The following is an 18752-nucleotide window of genomic DNA, read 5'->3' on the forward strand; positions in this document are numbered from 1 at the left end:
GCCGGGCGGCGCGGCGACCCTACGCGTCCAGGCCGATGGAGAACGCGGCCTCCAGGTCGTGCTGGGAGTACGTACGGAAGGCCACGTGGGTGTCGGTCCCCTCGACGCCCGGGATCTTGCTGATCCGGCCGGGGATGACCTCGGCCAGGTCGTCGTGCTTGGCCACCCGGACCATGGCGATCAGGTCGTAGGTGCCGGTGACCGAGAAGACCTCGCTGACACTGTCCAGCGCGGCGATGGCCTCGGCGATCTCGGGAATCCGGTCCACGCTGGTTTTGATGAGCACGATCGCGGTGATCACGGCTGTGTTTCTCCCTCGGTGGCCGTGGCTGGAGCCTTCACTCTAGGGCCTCTGCCGTCGCGCCTGTAGCGGCCCCAGGCGTACAGGAAGCCGGTCGCGAAGCCGACGACGTGGGCCAGGTACGCCACCCCGGGGCCGCTTCCCGCGCCCTCGGCGGCCAGCCACTGGAGCACGAACCAGAAGATCAGCACCACCCACGCGGGGAAGCGCAGCGGCAGGAACAGCAGGAACGGGAAGACGCTGGTCACCCGGGCCCGGGGAAAGAGGTAGAGGAACGCCCCGAGCACCGCGGAGATCGCCCCCGACGCACCGACGAGCGTCTGGTCGGACGTGGCGTGCGCGGCGGCGTACGCGAGCAGCGCGAGGTAACCGCAGCCCAGGTAGAACAGGGCGAACTCGGTGTGCCCCATGCGCTCCTCGGCCATCGCGCCGAAGACGTAGAGGAACAGCATGTTCCCCAGCAGGTGCAGCCAGCTGCCGTGCACGAACAGCGCGGTGAACGGGGTGAGCAGCGCGTGCGCCGAGCCGTCCCACAGCTCGCTCGGGATCACGCCCCACCGTTCGAAGTAGCCCGCCTGCGCGGCGAGCAGCGCGTCGGCCCCGCCGCGCACCGGGACGAAACCGGAGAGCGGGCTGATCACGAAGACCGCGCAGCACAGGGCGATGAGGGCGTACGTCACCGGCGGCCCGCCCGAAGTGGCCGCCCGAAGGAGCCTGCCCGCGGCGGCCCGCCGATCGATCATGAACAGAGCATGACGCAAACGGAGCGAACGGGACAGACCGCCTCGCCGTGCCGGGCGGACGCACCGAGGCCGTAGGGTGACGGGTGGGCATCCGCAGTTCGACGGCGCACCGCGAGACCCTTGTCCGGCAGCTCACGGCTCGACGAAAGAGGACGCACGATGACGACCGTTCCCCAGCCGACCGACACGACCCGCTGGCGCTGCACGCTCTGCGGGAACCTCACGCGCTTCGACGTGACGCGGTCCTCGAAGGTCGTGGAGTACGTGCACCTCGACCTGGCCGGTGAGTCGAGCGTCGAGGAACGCGAGGTGGTCAGTGAGACCATCGAGTCGGTCCGGTGTCGTTGGTGCAACGCGGTGGACCAGATCGAGCTCGTCGACAGGCCGGGTGCCGACTCCTGACGGGGCCGTGCGGAGACAACACAATGGGGTGACGGATGGTGGAGCAGCCCGAGGGCGGCGCCGCGTCGGCCGACGGGGCCGACGACGCCGTGGAGGCGCTCGACCGCCCGCTGCCCGAAGGGGTACGGCGCCGGGTCGTCGCGCTGGTGTCCGACGCGTTCGGTGGTCTCACGGTCGCCGAACTGCCCGCCCAGCTGAGGCAGTACGCCCGCTTCACGGCCTCCAGGCGCGCCAAGTTCGCCGGGAACGCCATGGCGGCCGCCGTGGCGAACGACGCGCAGTTCCGCCACCGCATCGGTGACCGGCTGCGGGAGGCCCAGCCGGAGCTGGCGGGCGCCCTGGAGTCCGGCGCGCCGCCCGCCGCCGCCGACCCGGTGGACGTGGCGGCGGCGGCGTATGTGCTGCGCCCCGACGGCTGGGTGAAGCTGGTCGCGGCGGCCGGCGAGGAGGTCCAGCGCGCGGACGCCGAGCGGGCCGACGAGGAGAGCCGGCGCGAAGTGGCCCGGCTGCGCGAGGAACTGGCCGAGGCCCGGGCGCACACGAAGACCGAGACGGAACGGCTCCGCGCCGAACTGGACGCCGCCCGCAAGGAGGCGGACTCCCTCCAGCGCAAGCTGCGCAGTGCCCTCAGCGAGGTCAAGCGCGGTGAGGCGGCGGTGCGCAGGTCCAAGGCCGAGACCGAGACCGTACGCGCCGAGACGGCCGCCCAGGTGTCCGCCGCGGAGAGCGAGACCCGGCGGCTGAGGGCGCGGCTCGGGGAGGCCGAGGCGTCCGTCGAGGCGAGTCGCAGGGCGGCCCGGGAGGGGCGCTCGGTCGAGGACATGCGGCTGCGGCTGCTGCTCGACACGGTGCTCGAAGCGGCCGGCGGGCTGCGGCGCGAACTGGCGCTGCCACCCTCCTCGATCCGCCCTGCGGACAGCGTGGACGCGGTGGAGCCCGGCCGGATGTCGCCCAAGGACATCGCGGCCAGGGCCCTTTCGGAGACCGACCCGGCACTGCTCGACCAGCTCCTGGCGCTGCCGCAGGCCCATCTGATCGTGGACGGCTACAACGTCACCAAGACGGGGTATCCGCAGATGCCGTTGGAGAAGCAGCGGCTCCGGCTGCTGGGCGGGCTCTCGGTCCTCGCGGCCCGTACGGGCGCGGAGATGACATGTGTGTTCGACGGGGCGGAGCTGGCCGCCCCGGTGCTGCTCGCGCCGCCGCGCGGGGTGCGGGTGCTGTTCAGCAAGCCGGGGGTCACCGCCGACGAGCTGATCCGCCAACTGGCGCGCGCGGAGCCGCCGGGGCGGCCCGTGGTGGTGGTCTCCACCGACCGCGAGGTGGCCGACGGAGTGGCGAAGGCGGGGGCCAGGCCCGTTGCGTCCGCCTTGCTCCTGAAGCGGCTTTCGCGGGTTTAGCGCCTCTTGCGGGGAGTTCGGCCGAGATCAGGGAACGGACCGTCAAGTCGCCGCTACACGCCGTGGGGTGTGGGTAAAGAAGTGCCGAGTGTGACGAGATTTTTCCTGTGAGGATTTGAACTGATCACAAGATGGTCACTAGGGTCGGGCCTCGAACCTTCGCGCGGTCGATCACCCACCCGGGGTGGCGGCGAAGGAACCGCCGAGTCCGTGACGTGCACGGAGCCGGGGATCCCTCCCCCACAGATCCGGTAGGCGGCTCGAGGAAGAAGGAGCTCGCCTTCGTGGCGTCCCACCGTCGTCCCAAGCAGCCGAGCCGCACACGTGTGACCGTGCTCACCGCGACCGCAGCCGCGGCCGTCGCCCTGTCCTCCCAGGCCGCCCACGCCGACCCCAAGCCGACCAAGAACGAGGTCAAGGCGAAGGTCGACAAGCTCTACGAGGAGGCCGGAGCGGCCACCGAGCAGTACAACGGGGCGAAGGAGAAGCAGGAGAAGCTCGAGAAGCAGATCGGCGCGATCCAGGACAAGGTGGCCCGCGGCCAGGAGGAGCTCAACCAGCTCCGGTCCGGCCTCGGTTCCCTCGCCGCCGCGCAGTACCGCTCCGGAGGCATCGACCCCTCCGTGCAGCTGTTCCTCTCCTCCGACCCGGACAGCTTCCTCGACCAGGCGTCCGCGCTCGACCAGCTGACGGCCAAGCAGACCGAGGCCCTGTCGAAGGTCCAGGAGAAGCAGCGGGCCCTCGCGCAGCAGCGCAAGGAGGCCCAGGACAAGCTGAGCGACCTCGCCTCCGTCCGCAAGACGCTCGGTGAGAAGAAGAAGAAGCAGCAGGAGAAGCTGGCCGAGGCGCGCCAGCTGCTCAACTCCCTCACCGCCGCCGAGCGCGAGAAGCTCCGCCAGGACGAGGCCCGCGCGAGCCGTGCCGCCGGCACCCGGGTCGAGCTCGGCAACGAGGTCGCCGCCTCCGGTCTCGGGAAGGCCGCCCTCAACGCCGCCGCCACCCGCCTGGGCAAGCCGTACGTGCCCGCGGCCACCGGCCCCAACTCCTTCGACTGCTCGGGCCTGACCATGTGGGCGTACGCCCAGGCCGGCGTCAACATCACCCGCACCACGTACACCCAGGTCAACCAGGGGCACCGGATCGGCGTCAGCCAGCTCGCCCCCGGCGACCTGGTCTTCTTCAACGGCAACGAGCACGTCGGTCTCTACGCGGGCAACGGCCAGGTGCTGCACGCCCCGTACCCCGGCGCGTACGTCCGCTACGAGTCGATGAGCACCATCGGCAGCATCTACGCCGCCGTGCGCATCTGAACCGCGCCCGAACGGGCGAATTACCGCGCCCCGTACTGACGCCCGCCCCGCCGGAGACCACAGGTCACCGGCGGGGCGTCACTGTGTGTGGCCCCCGCCGGTCCGGCGCGTCTTTGTCCGCTCCGTGATCACGCGGTTACTGTCTGCCTGCTGTCACGGCTCCCGTACGTCGGTCCGCCCGCCCGGGCGGCAGGGGCCGCGCGCGTCTGCGTGCAGCGGAAGGGAGTGCGGCGTCCTGTGGGATCCCATCGCCGTTCCACACAGCCAGGTACCGGCCGCGGTGCCCGGGCCACCGTCCTGACGGCGGCGGCCGCGACCGCCGCCGCGACGCTCGGCGCCGCCACCGCGCACGCCGAGCCGCAGGACACCCCCCAGTCCGCCGGGGCCCGCGTCGACCGCCTGTACGCCGAGGCCGAGCGCGCCACCGAGCGGTACAACAGGGCCGGTGAGGACGTGACCCGGCTGCGCGGCGAGTTCAGCCGGGCCCAGGACCGGGCCGCCCGGGGCCAGGAACGCATCAACCGGATGCGCGAGGAGCTGGGCTCGGCGGCCCGGGCGGAGTACCGCGCGGGCGGCATCGACCCCTCGCTGGCCCTGCTGCTCACCTCGGACCCCGACAGCTACCTCGACCGGGCCGCCGCCGTCACCCTGGCCGACGCCCACCGGGCCACCGCCCTCGCCGAGCTGCGCAAGGCCCAGCGGGCGCTCGCCCAGACCCGGGCCGAGGCCGCCCGCTCGCTGGCCGGCCTGGAGCGCCGCCGGGAGGCCGTCAGCCGCCACAAGCGGACCGTCGAGGGCAAGCTCGCCCGCGCCAGGCAGCTGCTGAAGTCGCTGCCGGCCTCCGAGCGGGCCGCCCTGTCCCGCGCCTCGCGCGCCGGCCGCGACCCGGGCGCCGGGCTCCTGACAGGGCTCCCCGCGGGCTCGTCCCGCGCCGCCGCGGCCGTCCTGGCCGCACAGCAGGCGCTCGGCCGGCCCTATGTGTGGGGTGCCAACGGGCCCTCCGGGTTCGACTGCTCCGGTCTGATGCAGTGGGCCTGGGCGCAGGCCGGGGTGAGCCTGCCCCGGACCTCGCAGGCGCAGCGGTACGCCGGGCACCTGGTGCCGCTCTCCGAGGCCCGCCCCGGAGACCTCGTCGCCTACCGGGCGGACGCCAGCCACATCGCGATGTACGTCGGGAACGGCCAGGTCATCCACGCCCCGTACCCGGGCGCCCCGGTCCGCTACGACCCCGTCGGGATGATGCCCGTCTCCTCGGTCACCCGGGTCTGAGCCCGGCGACAGCCCGTACGCTCGTCATGTGGTCGAACAGGTGCGCATACGTGGCGGGCGGCGCGCGGCGGGTGCCGTGCTCGCCGCGCTGCTGTGCGCCGCCGGCTGCTCCGCCCAGGCCGACCGGGCGCCCGACAGCACCTCCCGGGGCGTCCGCGCCACCCTGGACCGCCGCGCCGCCGCCGTCCTGCACCACGATCCGGCCGCCTACGCCGCCGCCGTCGACCCGGACGCCACCGCACTGCGCACCGCCCAGCGCCGGGAGATCGCCCGGCTGGCGGACGTGCCGCTCGGCTCCTGGGCGTACCGGCTGACCCGCCTCACCCCGCACGGGGCGGACCGGGTCACCGCCGACGTCACGCTCGGCTACCGGATCGCGGGCTACGACAGCGCCCCGGTCTCCGTCGACCGGGTCGTGGACCTGGCCCGGGACCCGGCGGACGGCCGCTGGTACGTCACCGCGGACCGGGCCGCCGACGGCAGCGCCGGGCAGCTGTGGGAGCAGGGCGACGTCGAGGTGGTGCGCGGGAAGCACAGCCTGGTCCTGGGCGTCGGCCGCACCCGGGACGAGCTGGACGCCATCGCGGCGACGGCGGACGAGGCGGTGCCCGCGGTCTCCGCCGCCTGGCCGGAGCGGTGGGCGGGGCGCGTGGTGGTGCTGGTGCCCGACAGTGTGACGGAGATGGGCCGGCTGCTCGGGTCGCCCGCCTCGAACTACAAGGGCATAGCGGCCGTCACCACCGGCGAGACCGGCGGTACCGGGAAGGCCCCCGCCGACCGGGTGATCGTCAACCCGGAGGCGTACGCCCTGCTCGGCGGGTTCGGGCAGCGCGTCGTCCTCACCCACGAGACCGCCCATGTGGCCACCCGCAAACGGACCTCGTCGGCCACCCCGACCTGGCTCTCCGAGGGCTTCGCGGACTGGGCGGCCTACCGGGACCGGGACCGCACCGCCGAGGAGGTCGCCCCCGAGCTGGCCGACGCGGTCCGGGCCGGTGACCTGCCGGCCGGGCTGCCCGAGGACGAGGACTTCGCCTTCGCCGGGGACGCGGACCGGCTGGCGAAGGCGTACGAGGGCGGCTGGCTGGCCTGCGAGCTCGTCGCCGACCGCTGGGGCGAGGAGAAGCTGTTCGCCTTCTACCGGGCCGTGGGCGCCCACCACGGGCGCGACGGGGCGGTCGAGGACGCCCTGCACGAGGTGCTGGGCACCACCCCGCAGGACTTCACGGCGCGCTGGCGGGTGTATCTGCGCGACCGGCTCGGCTGAGCGCGGGCTCCGCCGCCTCGCGGACCGGGGCCCGCACCGTGTCCCGCCACAGCCGCACGGCCGCCAGCACACACGCGGCGACCAGCAGTCCGTTGCGCAGGAACATCAGCGTCAGGCCCTGCGCGTCGCTCGTCACCACGTGGACGAAGCCGATCGGGAACTCCAGCTGCGTCACCCCCGTGGCCGCCACCACCAGCACGGCCGGCCACCCCATCCGGCTCTCCCGCAGCACCAGGCACACCGCCGCGAGGCCGACCAGCCACAGCATGTACTGCGGGCTGATCACCCGGCTCGTCGTGGTGAACAGCAGCACCGCCGTGAACGCCGCGTCCGCCGGCGTACTCACCCCGAACGTCCGCGCCCGCAGCCGCCACAGCAGCAGCCAGCCGAACGCGGCCACGCTCAGCCCCAGCGCCAGCGTGCTCACCAGCGGCACGTGCGGGCCCAGGAACTCCAGCGAGCCGTAGTGCAGCTCCACCCGGCCCTCCCAGCCGAACTGCCGCCACACATGGAAGACCAGCGCCCCCAGGGACTCGACCTCGGTGCCCCGGTCCCGCTGGAAGCCGAGGAACGCCAGCGCGCCCGGCGCCGCCGCCACGCACACCAGCAGCAGCCCGGCCGCCACCGCCGCCGCCGTCCCCCAGGCCAGCCGGGTCGCGCGCCCCCGGGCCGTCCCGGCCAGCACCAGCGCCGGCCACACCTTCAGCAGCGCCCCGAACGCGGCCAGCGCCCCCAGCACCCGTGGGTGCCGCAGCCCGGCCAGCAGTGCCGCCACCGCCACCGCCGTCACCATCACGTCGTACCGGGCGTACGCGGTCGTGCCGAGCAGCGGAACACCCGCCACCCACACCCACACCCCGGCCGCCCGGCGGCCGGGACCGTCGCTCGCGCGCAGCAGCATCCCCAGGACCAGCGCGTCGCACAGGAACGCCAGCACGAAGAAGGCGGTGGCGTAGTCCAGGAACGGCAGCAGGGCGGGGGAGAGGATCGCCAGGGCCGCCACCGGCGGGTACTGCCAGGTGACGTCTGACTGCGGGTAGGTGCCGGAGCGCAGCACCTCGGACCAGCCGTGGTAGATCACCGACACGTCGCTCGTCACATCGAGCCCCGGCGGGGTGACCACCTTGGTCACCCAGAGCAGCAGCACCGCCCTGCTGAGCGCCCACACCACGAAGGCCGCCGGACGCGTGCCGCTGGAACCCGTCATGACCTGCCCTCACCCGTCCTGTACCGCGTACGAAACAGCCATGATGCCCGTACGCCCTGTGCGCGGGCCATCAGGCACGGCCGCCGGGGCCCGGTACTGTCGGCGGCGATGGACAAGACCTTGATCGTGACCAACGACTTCCCGCCCCGCCCGGGAGGCATCCAGGCGTTCCTGCACAACATGGCGCTGCGGCTCGACCCCGACCGGGTCGTCGTCTACGCCTCCACCTGGAAGCGCGGGCCCGAGGGCACGGCCGCCACCGCCGCCTTCGACGCCGAGCAGCCCTTCACCGTCGTCCGCGACCGTACGACGATGCTGCTGCCGACCCCGCGCGTGACCCGGCGCGCCACGGAGCTGCTGCGCGCGCACGGCTGCTCGTCCGTCTGGTTCGGCGCCGCCGCCCCGCTCGGCCTGATGGGCCCGGCGCTGCGCGAGGCGGGCGCCCGGCGGCTCGTCGCCACGACGCACGGCCACGAGGCGGCCTGGGCACAGCTGCCCGCGTCCCGGCAGCTGCTGCGCCGGATCGGCGAGGGCACCGACACGCTGACCTACCTCGGCGAGTACACCCGCTCCCGGATCGCCGCCGCGCTGAGCCCGGCCGCCGCCGGCCGCATGGTGCAGCTGCCCCCCGGGGTGGACGAGAAGACGTTCCGCCCGGACTCCGGCGGCGACGGGGTCCGGGCCCGGCTCGGGCTCACCGAACGGCCGGTCGTGGTCTGCGTGTCCCGGCTGGTGCCCCGCAAGGGCCAGGACACCCTGATCCTCGCGCTGCCCGCGATCCTGGCCGCCCAGCCGGACGCGGTCCTGCTGATCGTGGGCGGCGGGCCCTACGAGGACGACCTGCGCAGGCTCGCCGCCCGCACCGGGGTGGCCGACTCCGTGCGGTTCACCGGACCGGTGCCCTGGTCGGAGCTGCCCGCGCACTACGGGGCCGGGGACGTCTTCGCGATGCCCTGCCGGACCCGGCGCGGCGGCCTCGACGTGGAGGGCCTGGGCATCGTGTACCTGGAGGCGTCCGCGACCGGGCTGCCGGTGGTGGCCGGCGACTCGGGCGGCGCCCCGGACGCGGTGCTGGACGGCGAGACCGGCTGGGTGGTGCGCGGCGGCGAGCCCGGTGCGGCGGCGGAGCGGATCAACGCGCTGCTGGGCGACGCGGAGCTGCGGCGGCGCATGGGGGAGCGGGGCCGGGCCTGGGTCGAGGAGAAGTGGCGCTGGGACCTGCTCGCGGAGCGGCTGAGGGAACTGCTCTGATACGTGGACGAGGGGGCCCGGCACCGGTGTGGTGCGGGGCCCCCTCGTCCACGTACGCCTCACGAGCGGTAGATCGACTCCACCTCGTCCGCGAAGTCCTTCGCCACGACGTTCCGCTTCAGCTTCAGCGAGGGCGTGATGTGGCCCGCCTCCTCGGTGAACTGGGCGCCCAGGATGCGGAACTTGCGTACGGACTCGGCCTTGGAGACCGCCGCGTTGCCGTCGTCCACCGCGCGCTGGATCTCGGCGTTCAGCTCCGGGTCGTCGCGCAGCGACAGCGCGGTCGAGCCGGCCGGCTTGCCGTGCTCCTCGGCCCAGTGGCCCAGGAACTCCTCGTCCAGCGTCACCAGCGCCCCCACGAAGGGCCGCCCGTCGCCGACCACCATGCACTCCGCCACCAGGGCGTGGCCGCGGATGCGGTCCTCGATGACGGCGGGCGCGACGTTCTTGCCGCCGGCCGTGACGATGATCTCCTTCTTGCGGCCGGTGATCGCGAGGTAGCCGTCCTCGTCCAGCGTGCCGATGTCCCCGGTGTGGAACCAGCCGTCCGCCAGCGCCTCGGCCGTCGCCGCCTCGTTGTTCCAGTAGCCGGAGAACAGGTGCTCGCCGTGGAGCAGCACCTCGCCGTCGTCCGCGATGCGCACCACGGAACCGGGGAGCGGCTGGCCGACCGTGCCGATCTTCTGGCGGTCCCACGGGTTGAAGGCGGTGGCCGCGCAGGACTCGGTCAGGCCGTAGCCCTCCAGGACGGTGAAGCCGATGCCCCGGTAGAAGTGGCCCAGCCGCTCGCCGAGCGGGGCGCCGCCGGAGATCGCGTGCTCGCCGCGCCCGCCGAGGACCGCGCGCAGCTTGCCGTAGACCAGGCGGTCGAAGACCTTGTGCCGGAACTTCAGGCCCAGCGAGGGGCCCTGCGGGGTGCCCAGCGCGCGGCTGTAGGCGATCGCCGTGTCGGCGGCCTTGTCGAAGATCTTGCCCTTGCCGTCGGCCTGCGCCTTGGCGCGCGCGGCGTTGTAGACCTTCTCGAAGACGCGCGGCACGCCGAGGATCAGCGTCGGGCGGAACGCGGACAGCTCGTCGGTGAGGTTCTTGATGTCCGGGACGCAGCCGAGCTTGATCGGTGCCATCACCGAGGCGACCTCGACCAGCCGCCCGAAGACATGGGCGGCGGGCAGGAAGAGCAGGACCGAGCACTCGCCGGTACGGAAGAGGGGTTTCAGGCGCTCCACCACGTTCCCGCACTCCGCGAAGAAGCTGCGGTGCGTCAGGACGCAGCCCTTGGGGCGGCCCGTGGTGCCCGAGGTGTAGACGATGGTGGCCGGGTCGTCCGCCCGGGCCGCCGCGCTGCGCAGGTCCACGGTCTCCTCGGAGACCCCCTCGCCCCCGGCCCGGAGGGTGTCGACGGCGCCCTTCTCGATCTGCCAGACGTGGCGCAGCCCGGGGAGCCGGTCGCGCACGGAGGCCACGGCGGCGGCGTGGACGTCGCTCTCCACGAGGACCGCGACGGCCCCCGAGTCACCGAGGATCCACTGCACCTGCTCGGGCGAGCTGGTCTCGTACACCGGCACGGTGACCGCGCCCGCGCTCCAGATCGCGAAGTCCAGCAGCACCCACTCGTACCGGGTGCGCGACATCAGGGCGACCCGGTCGCCGGGCTCGACACCCGCGGCGATCAGGCCCTTGGCGGCCGACCGGACCTCGGCCAGGAACTGCGTGGCGGTGACGTCCGTCCAGACGCCCGCCACTTTGCGGCTCATCACCGCGACATCGGGATGCTGAGCGGCATTGCGGCGGATGAGATCCGTCAGGTTGCCGTCCGAGGGGACCTCGTACAGGGCCGGAAGGCTGAACTCGCGCAAGACTGCTGCTCCTCATCGGGCTCCGGTGCCACGGCTCTGTGTGACGCACCGGCGCGGTCCAAGATGGCGGGTGCTCAGTGGGGTGAGCACGACTGGACTGCCCGGACGTTACCCACCAGTACTCGGTTCCGGATAGGGGGTCCCGGCCAGATGTCTTATGCGTCACACATATCGGGACGTCCTTTCGCGCACAGTAGTCCACCCATCCACGCACCAGGAAGTAACCGCAGGTCCGGGGCCTCTGCGCAGGCCCTAGGCTGTTTTCATGCGAGCAGGAGCGAACACCCGCGTCCATGTGGTCAGCGACGTGCACGGCAACACCGAGGCGCTGGCCCGCGCCGGGGACGGTGCCGACGCCCTGATCTGCCTCGGTGACCTGGTGCTCTTCCTCGATTACGCCGACCACTCGCGCGGCATCTTCCCCGACCTCTTCGGCGTCGAGAACGCCGACCGGATCGTCGCCCTGCGCACCGCCCGCCGCTTCGACGAGGCCCGCGACTTCGGCCGGCAGCTCTGGCAGGGCGTGGACCGCAACGCCGCGATCACCGAAGCGGTGCGCCGGCAGTACGCCGAGATGTTCGCCGCGCTGCCCACCCCGACGTACGCCACCTACGGCAACGTCGACATCCCCGCCCTCTGGCCCGAGTACGCCGCCCCCGGCACCACCGTCCTGGACGGCGAGCGGGTCGAGATCGGCGGCCGCGTCTTCGGCTTCGTCGGCGGCGGCCTGCGGACGCCGATGCGCACCCCGTACGAGATCGACGACGAGGAGTACGCCGCCAAGATCGAGGCGCTCGGCGAGGTCGACGTGCTCTGCACCCACATCCCGCCCGAGGTGCCCGAACTGGTCTACGACACCGTGGCGCGCCGCTTCGAGCGCGGCAGCCGGGCCCTGCTCGACGCCATCCGCCGCACCCGCCCCCGCTACTCCCTCTTCGGCCACGTCCACCAGCCGCTGGCCCGCCGGATGCGGATCGGCGCCACCGAGTGCGTGAACGTCGGCCACTTCGCCTCCACCGGCCGGCCCTGGGCACTGGAGTGGTGAACCGCCCCACCCTGGGACGGGTCGCCGGGCACACGCGATAGCCTTCTGGCGGCAGGCTCCTGCCGACGGACCGGTACACCGCACTGGAGGGCCACAGCGATGGCTGAACACACCAGCTCGAGCATCACGATCGAGGCGGCGCCGGCCGACGTCATGGGTGTGATCGCCGACTTCGAGCGCTACCCGGAGTGGACCGGCGAGGTCAAGGAGGCCGAGGTCCTCGGCACCGACGAGCACGGCCGCGCCGAGAAGGTCCGGCTCGTCCTGGACGCCGGTGCGATCAAGGACGACCACACCCTCGCCTACACCTGGATCGGCGACTACGAGGTCAGCTGGACCCTGGTCAAGTCCCAGATGCTCCGCGCCATCGACGGCTCCTACGCGCTCGCCCCCCTCGGCGACGGCGACCGCACCGAGGTCACCTACCGGCTGACCGTCGACGTCAAGATCCCCATGCTCGGCATGATCAAGCGCAAGGCGGAGAAGGTCATCATCGACCGAGCCCTCGCCGGCCTGAAGAAGCGCGTCGAGTCCGTCCCGAAGGGCTGAGCGCGTGCGTACGGTCCTGGTCACCGGACCCGGCGGAGCAGGCCGTACGACCGTCGCGGCGGCCACCGCGCTCGCCGCGGCCCGCGACGGCTCCCGCACCCTGCTGATCTCCGCCGACCCGATACCCGGCTTCCCCGACGCCCCCGCCCCCACCCCGGTCACCGCCGGGCTGCGGTCCGTCCGGATCGACTCCGGCGCCCACTTCCGCGGCGAACTCCTGGCCCTCCAGGAGCAGTTGTCGTCCGTCCTCGAACTGCTCGGCGGCAACCCGCTGGACGGCGAGGAGCTGACCGAACTCCCCGGCAGCGGCGAACTCGCCCTGCTCCACGCGCTGCGCCGGGCCGCCCACGGCGACTGGTCCGCCGAGGCGTACGACCTCCTCGTCGTGGACCTCCCGCCCCTGCGCGACGCCCTCCGCCTGCTCGCCCTCCCCGAACAGCTGCGCCGCTATCTGCGCCGGCTGCTGCCCCAGGAGCGCCAGGCCGCCCGCGCCCTGCGCCCGATGCTCGCCCAGCTGGCCGGGGTGCCCATGCCCGCCCAGTGGCTGTACGAGGCCGCCGCCCGGCGCGACGCCGAACTGGCCCAGGTCCAGGCGCTGATCGAGGACCGGTCCACCACCCTCCGGCTTGTCGCCGAGCCCGGACCCGCCGCCGACGAGGCCCTGCGCACCGCCCGCACCGGCCTCGCCCTGCACGGGCTGCGCGCCGAGGCGCCGGTCGCCAACCGGCTGCTGCCCGGCCACTCCCCGGACCCGTTCTTCGCCGCGCTCGCCGCCCAGCAGGAGAAGTCCCTCGGCCACTGGGCGGACGAGGGGGCGGCCCCGGTCCGCATCGCCCACCTCGGCCGCGATCCGCAGGGCCCCGACGACCTCCTGGCCCTGGCCGGCGAGGACGGCGCGGAGGGTGCGGGCAACGCGCTCGCCGTGTCCGGCACCGGCACGGAGGGCGGCCGGGCCCCGGACCCCTGGTGGACCGAGGAGGCCGGCGGGCCGGACGGCGACGGGATACTCGTCTGGTGCCTGCGGCTCCCCGGTGCCGTCAAGAAGGACCTCCAGCTCGTCCGGCGCGGCGGCGAACTCCTCCTGACCGTCGGCCCGTTCCACCGCATCGTGCCCCTGGAGCCCGCGCTGCGCCGCTGCACCGTCTCCGGCGCCGCCCTCACCGACGGCGTGCTCCGGGTCCGCTTCACGCCCGATCCCGCGCTCTGGCCCCGGACGGGCTGAACGGCGTACCACCGTTCGGGTACCGTCGAAGGTACGTGTCCGGTATGCCGGGCCGCCGGCCACGATGCTGCCCCTGGAGTCCGTCATGAGCGAAGCCACCGATCGCCCCGCCGACGAGGACGCCTGGGCCGACGCGTGCGCCGAGGACCTCGCCGCCGAGCAGGCCCGCCGCCGCGCCGCCTACGGGCCGCCGCCCGGCTCCGCCGCCGAGGAGCTGCGCAAGCTGGTCGACGCGGTGGCCGACAAGCTCGGCTCGTTCCAGGCACCGCTGCTCGGCATGGCCGCCCAGGGAGCCGTGCAGCAGGTCATCCAGCAGGCCAAGGCGGCCGTCGAGCCCGTCATCGAGCGCAATCCGGACGTTTTCGACCACATCGCGGCGGCCGGCAACGAACTGCTCGCCGCCTACCGCTCTGCGGTCCAGGGCCAGGAAGGCCGCTGGACCCGGGGTGCGGGGGACCCCGCGGGCACCGAAAAGAAGGCGGAAGGCCCCGAAGGCCCCCGGGACGAGGGGTCCGGCGCCGGCGAACACATCGACCTCGACTGACCGGCGCCGGACAGGGCGGCCCCCGGCCTCGGGTACGGTTGCCTCAGCGGGGCTCGACCGGAACTGAGGGATTCATGGGACTCACCATCGGCGTCGATATCGGCGGCACGAAGATCGCAGCTGGAGTGGTCGACGAAGAGGGCCACATCCTCTCGACCTTCAAGGTGCCGACCCCGCCGACGGCCGAAGCCATCGTGGACGCGATCGCGGCGGCGGTCTCCGGCGCGAGCGCGGGGCACCAGGTCGACGCCGTCGGCATCGGCGCGGCCGGATACGTGGACGACAAGCGTGCCACCGTGCTGTTCGCGCCCAACATCAACTGGCGCCACGAGCCGCTCAAGGACAAGGTCGAGCAGCGCGTCGGCCTGCCCGTCGTCGTGGAGAACGACGCCAACGCCGCCGCCTGGGGCGAATACCGCTTCGGTGCCGGCCAGGGTCACGACGACGTCATCTGCATCACGCTGGGCACCGGCCTCGGCGGCGGCATCATCATCGGCAACAAGCTGCGTCGCGGACGCTTCGGCGTGGCCGCGGAGTTCGGCCACATCCGGGTCGTCCCGGACGGTCTGCTCTGCGGCTGCGGCAGCCAGGGCTGCTGGGAGCAGTACGCCTCCGGCCGCGCCCTCGTGCGGTACGCGAAGCAGCGTGCCAACGCCACCCCGGAGAACGCCACGATCCTGCTGGCGCTCGGCGACGGCACGGTGGACGGCATCGAAGGCAAGCACATCAGCGAGGCCGCCCGCCAGGGCTGCCCGGTGGCCATCGACTCGTTCCGCGAGCTGGCCCGCTGGGCCGGCGCCGGACTCGCCGACCTGGCCTCGCTGTTCGATCCGTCGGCCTTCATCGTCGGCGGCGGCGTCTCGGACGAGGGCGAGCTCGTCCTCGACCCGATCCGCAAGTCGTTCCGGCGCTGGCTGATCGGTGGCGAGTGGCGCCCGCACGCCCAGGTGCTCGCCGCGCAACTCGGCGGCAAGGCAGGGCTCGTGGGGGCCGCGGACCTGGCCCGCCAGGGCTGAGCCACCCGCGCATCCGCACGCCGGACGCCCGTCGCACCCCGGGAGCGTCCGCGAAGTGGCGTCGTCCGCCCGCAGGCCGGACGACACTTCGCGGACACGACCTGGAGCGGCGGGCGTCCGCCGTATCGTGAGGGCATGGCCACGATGTCGCTGCCCGATTCGTGCACCGAGCCGGACGGTTCGGCCGTCATCCGCGTGCTCAGCTACAACATCCGCTCGATGCGCGACGACCGCGGTGCCCTCGCCCGGGTCATCCGCGCCTGCGCCCCCGATCTGGTCCTCGTCCAGGAGGCGCCGCGCTTCTTCCGCTGGCGCAAGTACGCCGCCCGGCTGGCCGCCGCCACCGACCTGGTGATCCTCGGCGGGGGCGCCACCGCCGCCGGGCCGATGCTGCTGTGCTCGCTGCGGGCCACGGTCGAGCGCACCGAGGACATCCTGCTGCCGCGCACCCCGGGGCTGCACCGCCGGGGCTTCGCCACCGCCGTCGTCCGGTTCGCGGGCGCCCGGGTCGGGGTGGTCAGCTGCCACCTCAGCCTCCAGCGGCAGGAGCGGCTGGCGCAGACGGACCGGCTGACGGAGACCGTGGACGCGCTGGGCGTGGAGCACGCCGTCATCGCCGGTGACCTCAACGACGTACCGAGCGGGCGGGCCTTCCGGCGGCTGGCCGGGCGCTACCAGGACTGCTGGGAGACCGAGCCGCGGGGCGGCGAGTACACCTTCCCGGCGCACGAGCCGCGCCGCCGGATCGACGCCGTCTTCGCCACCGGCGGGGTCGAGGTCCTCGGCTGCGGGGTCCCGGACGGGCTGACCGGGGTGCGCGAGGCCGACCTGCGGGCGGCGACCGACCACCGCCCGGTGCTGGCCGCGCTGAGGGTGCCCGCCGACAGATCCTAGGGGGCGTCTTGCCGATCATGGCCGGGTCGGCCCTGATCGACAAGACACCCCCTAGACCACCGCGCCCCGGCCCGGGTCGTCGTCGCCGTCCTCGTCGGAGTCCATCCGGGCCACCAGCGTCACGAAACCGCCCAGGAAGCCGCCGACGCACACCGTCGTCAGCCACCAGGTCATCTCCCAGGACAGCAGCACCGCGAGGAGCATCAGCACCGGCCCGCCGACCACCGCGAGCCAGGCGAACTTCGCCGTGACATCGGCCTCCGGCAGCGGCGGCGGCTCCGGCGGCACGAAGTGCCCCTCGTCGTCGTCCCCGCCGCCCGGGGCGGCCGCGTCGGGGTCGGCCGGCTCGTAGTCGCGCGGACCCACGCCCGGGGCGAAGACCACGGAGCCACCGAGCGGCCGGTCCTCCTCCGGCTTCGGCCTGGGCGGCCGCTTGCCGAGCCCCTTGTCCGCGGCCGGGGCGGTCAGCGGACCGTCGTCCGGCAGCGCCAGGTCCTCGACCGACCGGAAGGGCCGCGCGCCCGGCGGGTCCGGCGGCTCCTCCCCGTAACCCTCCACGATGGCCCGCCAGACGGCCTCCTCGTCCAGCGGTCCGTCCCCCGCACCGGCCGGTGCTTCGGGCGGTGCGCCCTTGCCGTCGTCGTCGGCGACGGCCGCCCCCTCCACGGGGAACGGCTCGCGCTCCTCCTCGCTGCCCGCGCGCTCCGCGTCGTGCTCAGCCACCGGACGTACCCCCCTCCTGATTCATCCCGCTCGGAGCGAGGCGGCCGATGAACGCATGACTCTCGTCGAAAATCCGCTTCGCATCATGGTCCAACGTCGCCACGTGATAGCTCTGTTCCAGCAGGACCTCCCGGACATCCGTCGAGGAGACCCGGCTCAGGATGCGGGCCGAGTCGGCGGGCGGCACGACATGGTCCTGCGGGCTGTGCAGCAGCAGGAGCGGCTGGGTGACCTGCGGCAGCTCGCCGTCGACCAGCCGGAAGAACCGGCGCACGGAGTGCGCCGCGTGCAGCGGCACCCGGTCGTAGCCCACTTCCGCGACACCCTCCAGGGCGATGTCGCTGACCAGGCCCTTCGTCGTCGGCACCAGATGGCGGACCACCGGCAGCGCGTGCGCCGCGAGGCCGTGCACCTTGTTGGCCGGATTGACGAGCACCAGACCGCTCACCGCGTCCCCGTGCTTCGCGGCCAGCCGCAGCGCCAGCGCACCGCCCATCGAGAGCCCGAAGACGAACACCCGCGCACAGCGCTCCAGCAGCCCGCGGAGCTCCCGGTCCACCTCCGCGTACCAGTCCTGCCAGCCGGTGACCTGCATGTCCTGCCAGCGCGTGCCGTGCCCGGGGAGCAGCGGCAGCGACACCGTCAGGCCGCGCTCCGCCAGATAGTCGGCCCAGGGGCGCAGCGACTGCGGGGAACCGGTGAATCCGTGACAGAGGAGGACGCCGACCTCTCCGCCGTCGTGGCGGAACGGCTCGGCTCCGGGAAGGACCGGCACCGGGGTCTCCTGTTCATGAGGCTCGCGGAGGAGCGAGCGGGGAGCGGAAGGGAGTTCGGAAAGATGTACGGGATGCGCGAGGATTACTTCACCGTACGCGACCGGGCCGACACCGACCAGGGCCGTCGCGGCCCGGGCCGCGGACACCCGCCCGTGCCAGGCGGGAGGAAGGGGGACACGGCGGGTTAAGGTCTGTCGGACAGCACACAGGAGGCATCCGAGTTGATCTACGGCGCTATGAAGTTCTCCATCGGCGGGTCGCTGAAGCTCGCCTTCAGGCCGTGGGTGGAGGGCCTGGAGAACATCCCCGCGCGCGGGCCCGCGATCCTCGCCAGCAACCACCTGTCGTTCTCCGACTCCTTCTTCCTGCCGGCCGTCCTGGACCGGAAGGTGACCTTCATCGCGAAGGCCGAGTACTTCACGGCCCCCGGGGTGAAGGGCAAGCTCACCGCCGCGTTCTTCAAGGGCGTCGGTCAGCTCCCCGTCGACCGCTCCGGCGCGCGCGGCGCCGGTGAGGCGGCGATCCGGGCGGGCATCCAGGTCGTCGAGAGCGGCGGCCTCTTCGGCATCTACCCCGAGGGCACCCGGTCGCCCGACGGCCGGCTCTACCGGGGCAAGCCCGGCGGCCTGGCCCGGGTCGCGCTGGCCACCGGGGCGCCGGTCATCCCCGTCGCGATGATCGACACGGAGAAGATCCAGCCGCCCGGCCAGGTGATCCCCAAGCTGATGCGGCCCGGCATCCGGATCGGCAAGCCGCTCGACTTCAGCCGCTACCACGGCATGGACGGCGACCGCTTCATCCTGCGCTCGGTCACCGACGAGGTGATGTACGAGATCATGAAGCTCTCCGGCCAGGAGTACGTCGACATCTACGCGACCGCCGCCAAGCGGCAGATCGCCGACGAGGCCAAGCGCCGGTCCGAGGCCGCGAAGAAGACGGACGGCGACAGCGCGCCCTGACGGCGCGGCGGTCGACGG

19 protein-coding genes are annotated in these 18752 nt (G+C 73.4%); 13 read left to right on the forward strand and 6 right to left on the reverse strand.

Annotated elements, in window-relative coordinates; all coding sequences use genetic code 11:
- Positions 1-19 precede the first annotated feature (19 nt).
- Together ACFZAT_RS06115 and ACFZAT_RS06120 are read right to left on the reverse strand one after the other, a co-directional pair.
- Positions 20-301, reverse strand: coding sequence for an Lrp/AsnC family transcriptional regulator (locus ACFZAT_RS06115; RefSeq protein WP_018104396.1), 282 nt, complete (start codon positions 299-301; stop codon positions 20-22).
- Positions 298-1044, reverse strand: a complete 747-nt coding sequence (locus ACFZAT_RS06120; RefSeq protein WP_391260814.1) for a rhomboid family intramembrane serine protease — start codon at positions 1042-1044, stop codon at positions 298-300. The genes ACFZAT_RS06115 and ACFZAT_RS06120 overlap by 4 nt, the downstream gene beginning before the upstream one ends.
- A gap of 159 nt (positions 1045-1203) precedes the next feature.
- Between ACFZAT_RS06120 and ACFZAT_RS06125 the strand changes: the two genes are divergently transcribed.
- From ACFZAT_RS06125 to ACFZAT_RS06145, 5 genes are all read left to right on the forward strand, one after another.
- Positions 1204-1446 (forward strand): hypothetical protein, encoded by a 243-nt coding sequence (locus ACFZAT_RS06125; protein ID WP_018104398.1) that lies wholly within the window; start codon positions 1204-1206, stop codon positions 1444-1446.
- A 35-nt stretch (positions 1447-1481) separates the two neighbouring features.
- Complete coding sequence (locus ACFZAT_RS06130) at positions 1482-2846, forward strand: NYN domain-containing protein (RefSeq protein ID WP_391260819.1); 1365 nt, start codon at positions 1482-1484, stop codon at positions 2844-2846.
- A gap of 284 nt (positions 2847-3130) precedes the next feature.
- On the forward strand, positions 3131-4156 hold the full coding sequence (locus ACFZAT_RS06135) for an NlpC/P60 family protein (protein WP_391260822.1): 1026 nt from the start codon (positions 3131-3133) through the stop codon (positions 4154-4156).
- A gap of 237 nt (positions 4157-4393) precedes the next feature.
- Complete coding sequence (locus ACFZAT_RS06140; protein WP_391260824.1) at positions 4394-5425, forward strand: NlpC/P60 family protein; 1032 nt, start codon at positions 4394-4396, stop codon at positions 5423-5425.
- Between the two features lie 28 nt (positions 5426-5453).
- Positions 5454-6692 (forward strand): hypothetical protein, encoded by a 1239-nt coding sequence (locus tag ACFZAT_RS06145; RefSeq protein ID WP_391260827.1) that lies wholly within the window; start codon positions 5454-5456, stop codon positions 6690-6692.
- Here the strand turns inward: ACFZAT_RS06145 and ACFZAT_RS06150 are convergent.
- Positions 6649-7899, reverse strand: coding sequence for a glycosyltransferase 87 family protein (locus ACFZAT_RS06150; RefSeq protein WP_391260830.1), 1251 nt, complete (start codon positions 7897-7899; stop codon positions 6649-6651). The two genes, ACFZAT_RS06145 and ACFZAT_RS06150, sit on opposite strands and share 44 nt — an antisense overlap.
- Positions 7900-8007: 108 nt before the next feature.
- On the opposite strand from ACFZAT_RS06150, the gene ACFZAT_RS06155 reads away from it, so the two are divergent.
- A complete protein-coding gene (locus tag ACFZAT_RS06155) occupies positions 8008-9150 on the forward strand; it encodes a glycosyltransferase (RefSeq protein ID WP_391260833.1) in 1143 nt (380 codons plus the stop codon).
- A 59-nt stretch (positions 9151-9209) separates the two neighbouring features.
- Here the strand turns inward: ACFZAT_RS06155 and ACFZAT_RS06160 are convergent, their stop codons facing one another.
- Entirely contained in the window at positions 9210-11006 is a 1797-nt protein-coding gene (locus tag ACFZAT_RS06160) for an AMP-binding protein (RefSeq protein WP_391260837.1), read from the reverse strand.
- A 265-nt stretch (positions 11007-11271) separates the two neighbouring features.
- On the opposite strand from ACFZAT_RS06160, the gene ACFZAT_RS06165 reads away from it, so the two are divergent.
- The 6 genes from ACFZAT_RS06165 (at position 11272) to ACFZAT_RS06190 (ending at position 16276) form a co-directional block, all read left to right on the forward strand.
- Positions 11272-12051 carry a metallophosphoesterase gene (locus ACFZAT_RS06165; RefSeq protein WP_391260840.1) on the forward strand — a complete coding sequence of 260 codons (780 nt, stop codon included), beginning with the start codon at positions 11272-11274 and terminating at the stop codon, positions 12049-12051.
- Positions 12052-12150: 99 nt separating this feature from the next.
- Entirely contained in the window at positions 12151-12600 is a 450-nt protein-coding gene (locus tag ACFZAT_RS06170; RefSeq protein ID WP_018104407.1) for an SRPBCC family protein, read from the forward strand.
- 4 nt (positions 12601-12604) lie between these two features.
- Positions 12605-13822 (forward strand): ArsA-related P-loop ATPase, encoded by a 1218-nt coding sequence (locus ACFZAT_RS06175; RefSeq protein ID WP_391260843.1) that lies wholly within the window; start codon positions 12605-12607, stop codon positions 13820-13822.
- Positions 13823-13907: 85 nt separating this feature from the next.
- Positions 13908-14366, forward strand: coding sequence for a DUF5304 family protein (locus ACFZAT_RS06180; protein WP_391260846.1), 459 nt, complete (start codon positions 13908-13910; stop codon positions 14364-14366).
- 74 nt (positions 14367-14440) lie between these two features.
- Positions 14441-15382 carry an ROK family glucokinase gene (locus ACFZAT_RS06185; RefSeq protein WP_365685210.1) on the forward strand — a complete coding sequence of 314 codons (942 nt, stop codon included), beginning with the start codon at positions 14441-14443 and terminating at the stop codon, positions 15380-15382.
- A gap of 135 nt (positions 15383-15517) precedes the next feature.
- Positions 15518-16276 carry an endonuclease/exonuclease/phosphatase family protein gene (locus tag ACFZAT_RS06190; protein WP_391260850.1) on the forward strand — a complete coding sequence of 253 codons (759 nt, stop codon included), beginning with the start codon at positions 15518-15520 and terminating at the stop codon, positions 16274-16276.
- 51 nt (positions 16277-16327) lie between these two features.
- On the opposite strand, the gene ACFZAT_RS06195 is transcribed toward ACFZAT_RS06190, so the two are convergent.
- Together ACFZAT_RS06195 and ACFZAT_RS06200 are read right to left on the reverse strand one after the other, a co-directional pair.
- Positions 16328-16999 (reverse strand): hypothetical protein, encoded by a 672-nt coding sequence (locus ACFZAT_RS06195; protein WP_391260853.1) that lies wholly within the window; start codon positions 16997-16999, stop codon positions 16328-16330.
- Positions 16992-17774, reverse strand: coding sequence for an alpha/beta fold hydrolase (locus ACFZAT_RS06200; protein WP_391260855.1), 783 nt, complete (start codon positions 17772-17774; stop codon positions 16992-16994). Before ACFZAT_RS06200 ends, ACFZAT_RS06195 begins: the two co-directional genes overlap by 8 nt.
- 222 nt (positions 17775-17996) lie before the next feature.
- On the opposite strand from ACFZAT_RS06200, the gene ACFZAT_RS06205 reads away from it, so the two are divergent.
- The gene (locus ACFZAT_RS06205; RefSeq protein WP_391260858.1) at positions 17997-18734 is read left to right on the forward strand and encodes a 1-acyl-sn-glycerol-3-phosphate acyltransferase; all 738 of its coding nucleotides are present in this window, start codon (positions 17997-17999) and stop codon (positions 18732-18734) included.
- Positions 18735-18752: the final 18 nt, after the last annotated feature.

Origin of the sequence: Streptomyces sp. NPDC008163 (genome assembly GCF_042956885.1) — a bacterium.
Classification (GTDB): Bacteria; Actinomycetota; Actinomycetes; order Streptomycetales; family Streptomycetaceae; genus Streptomyces; species Streptomyces drozdowiczii_A.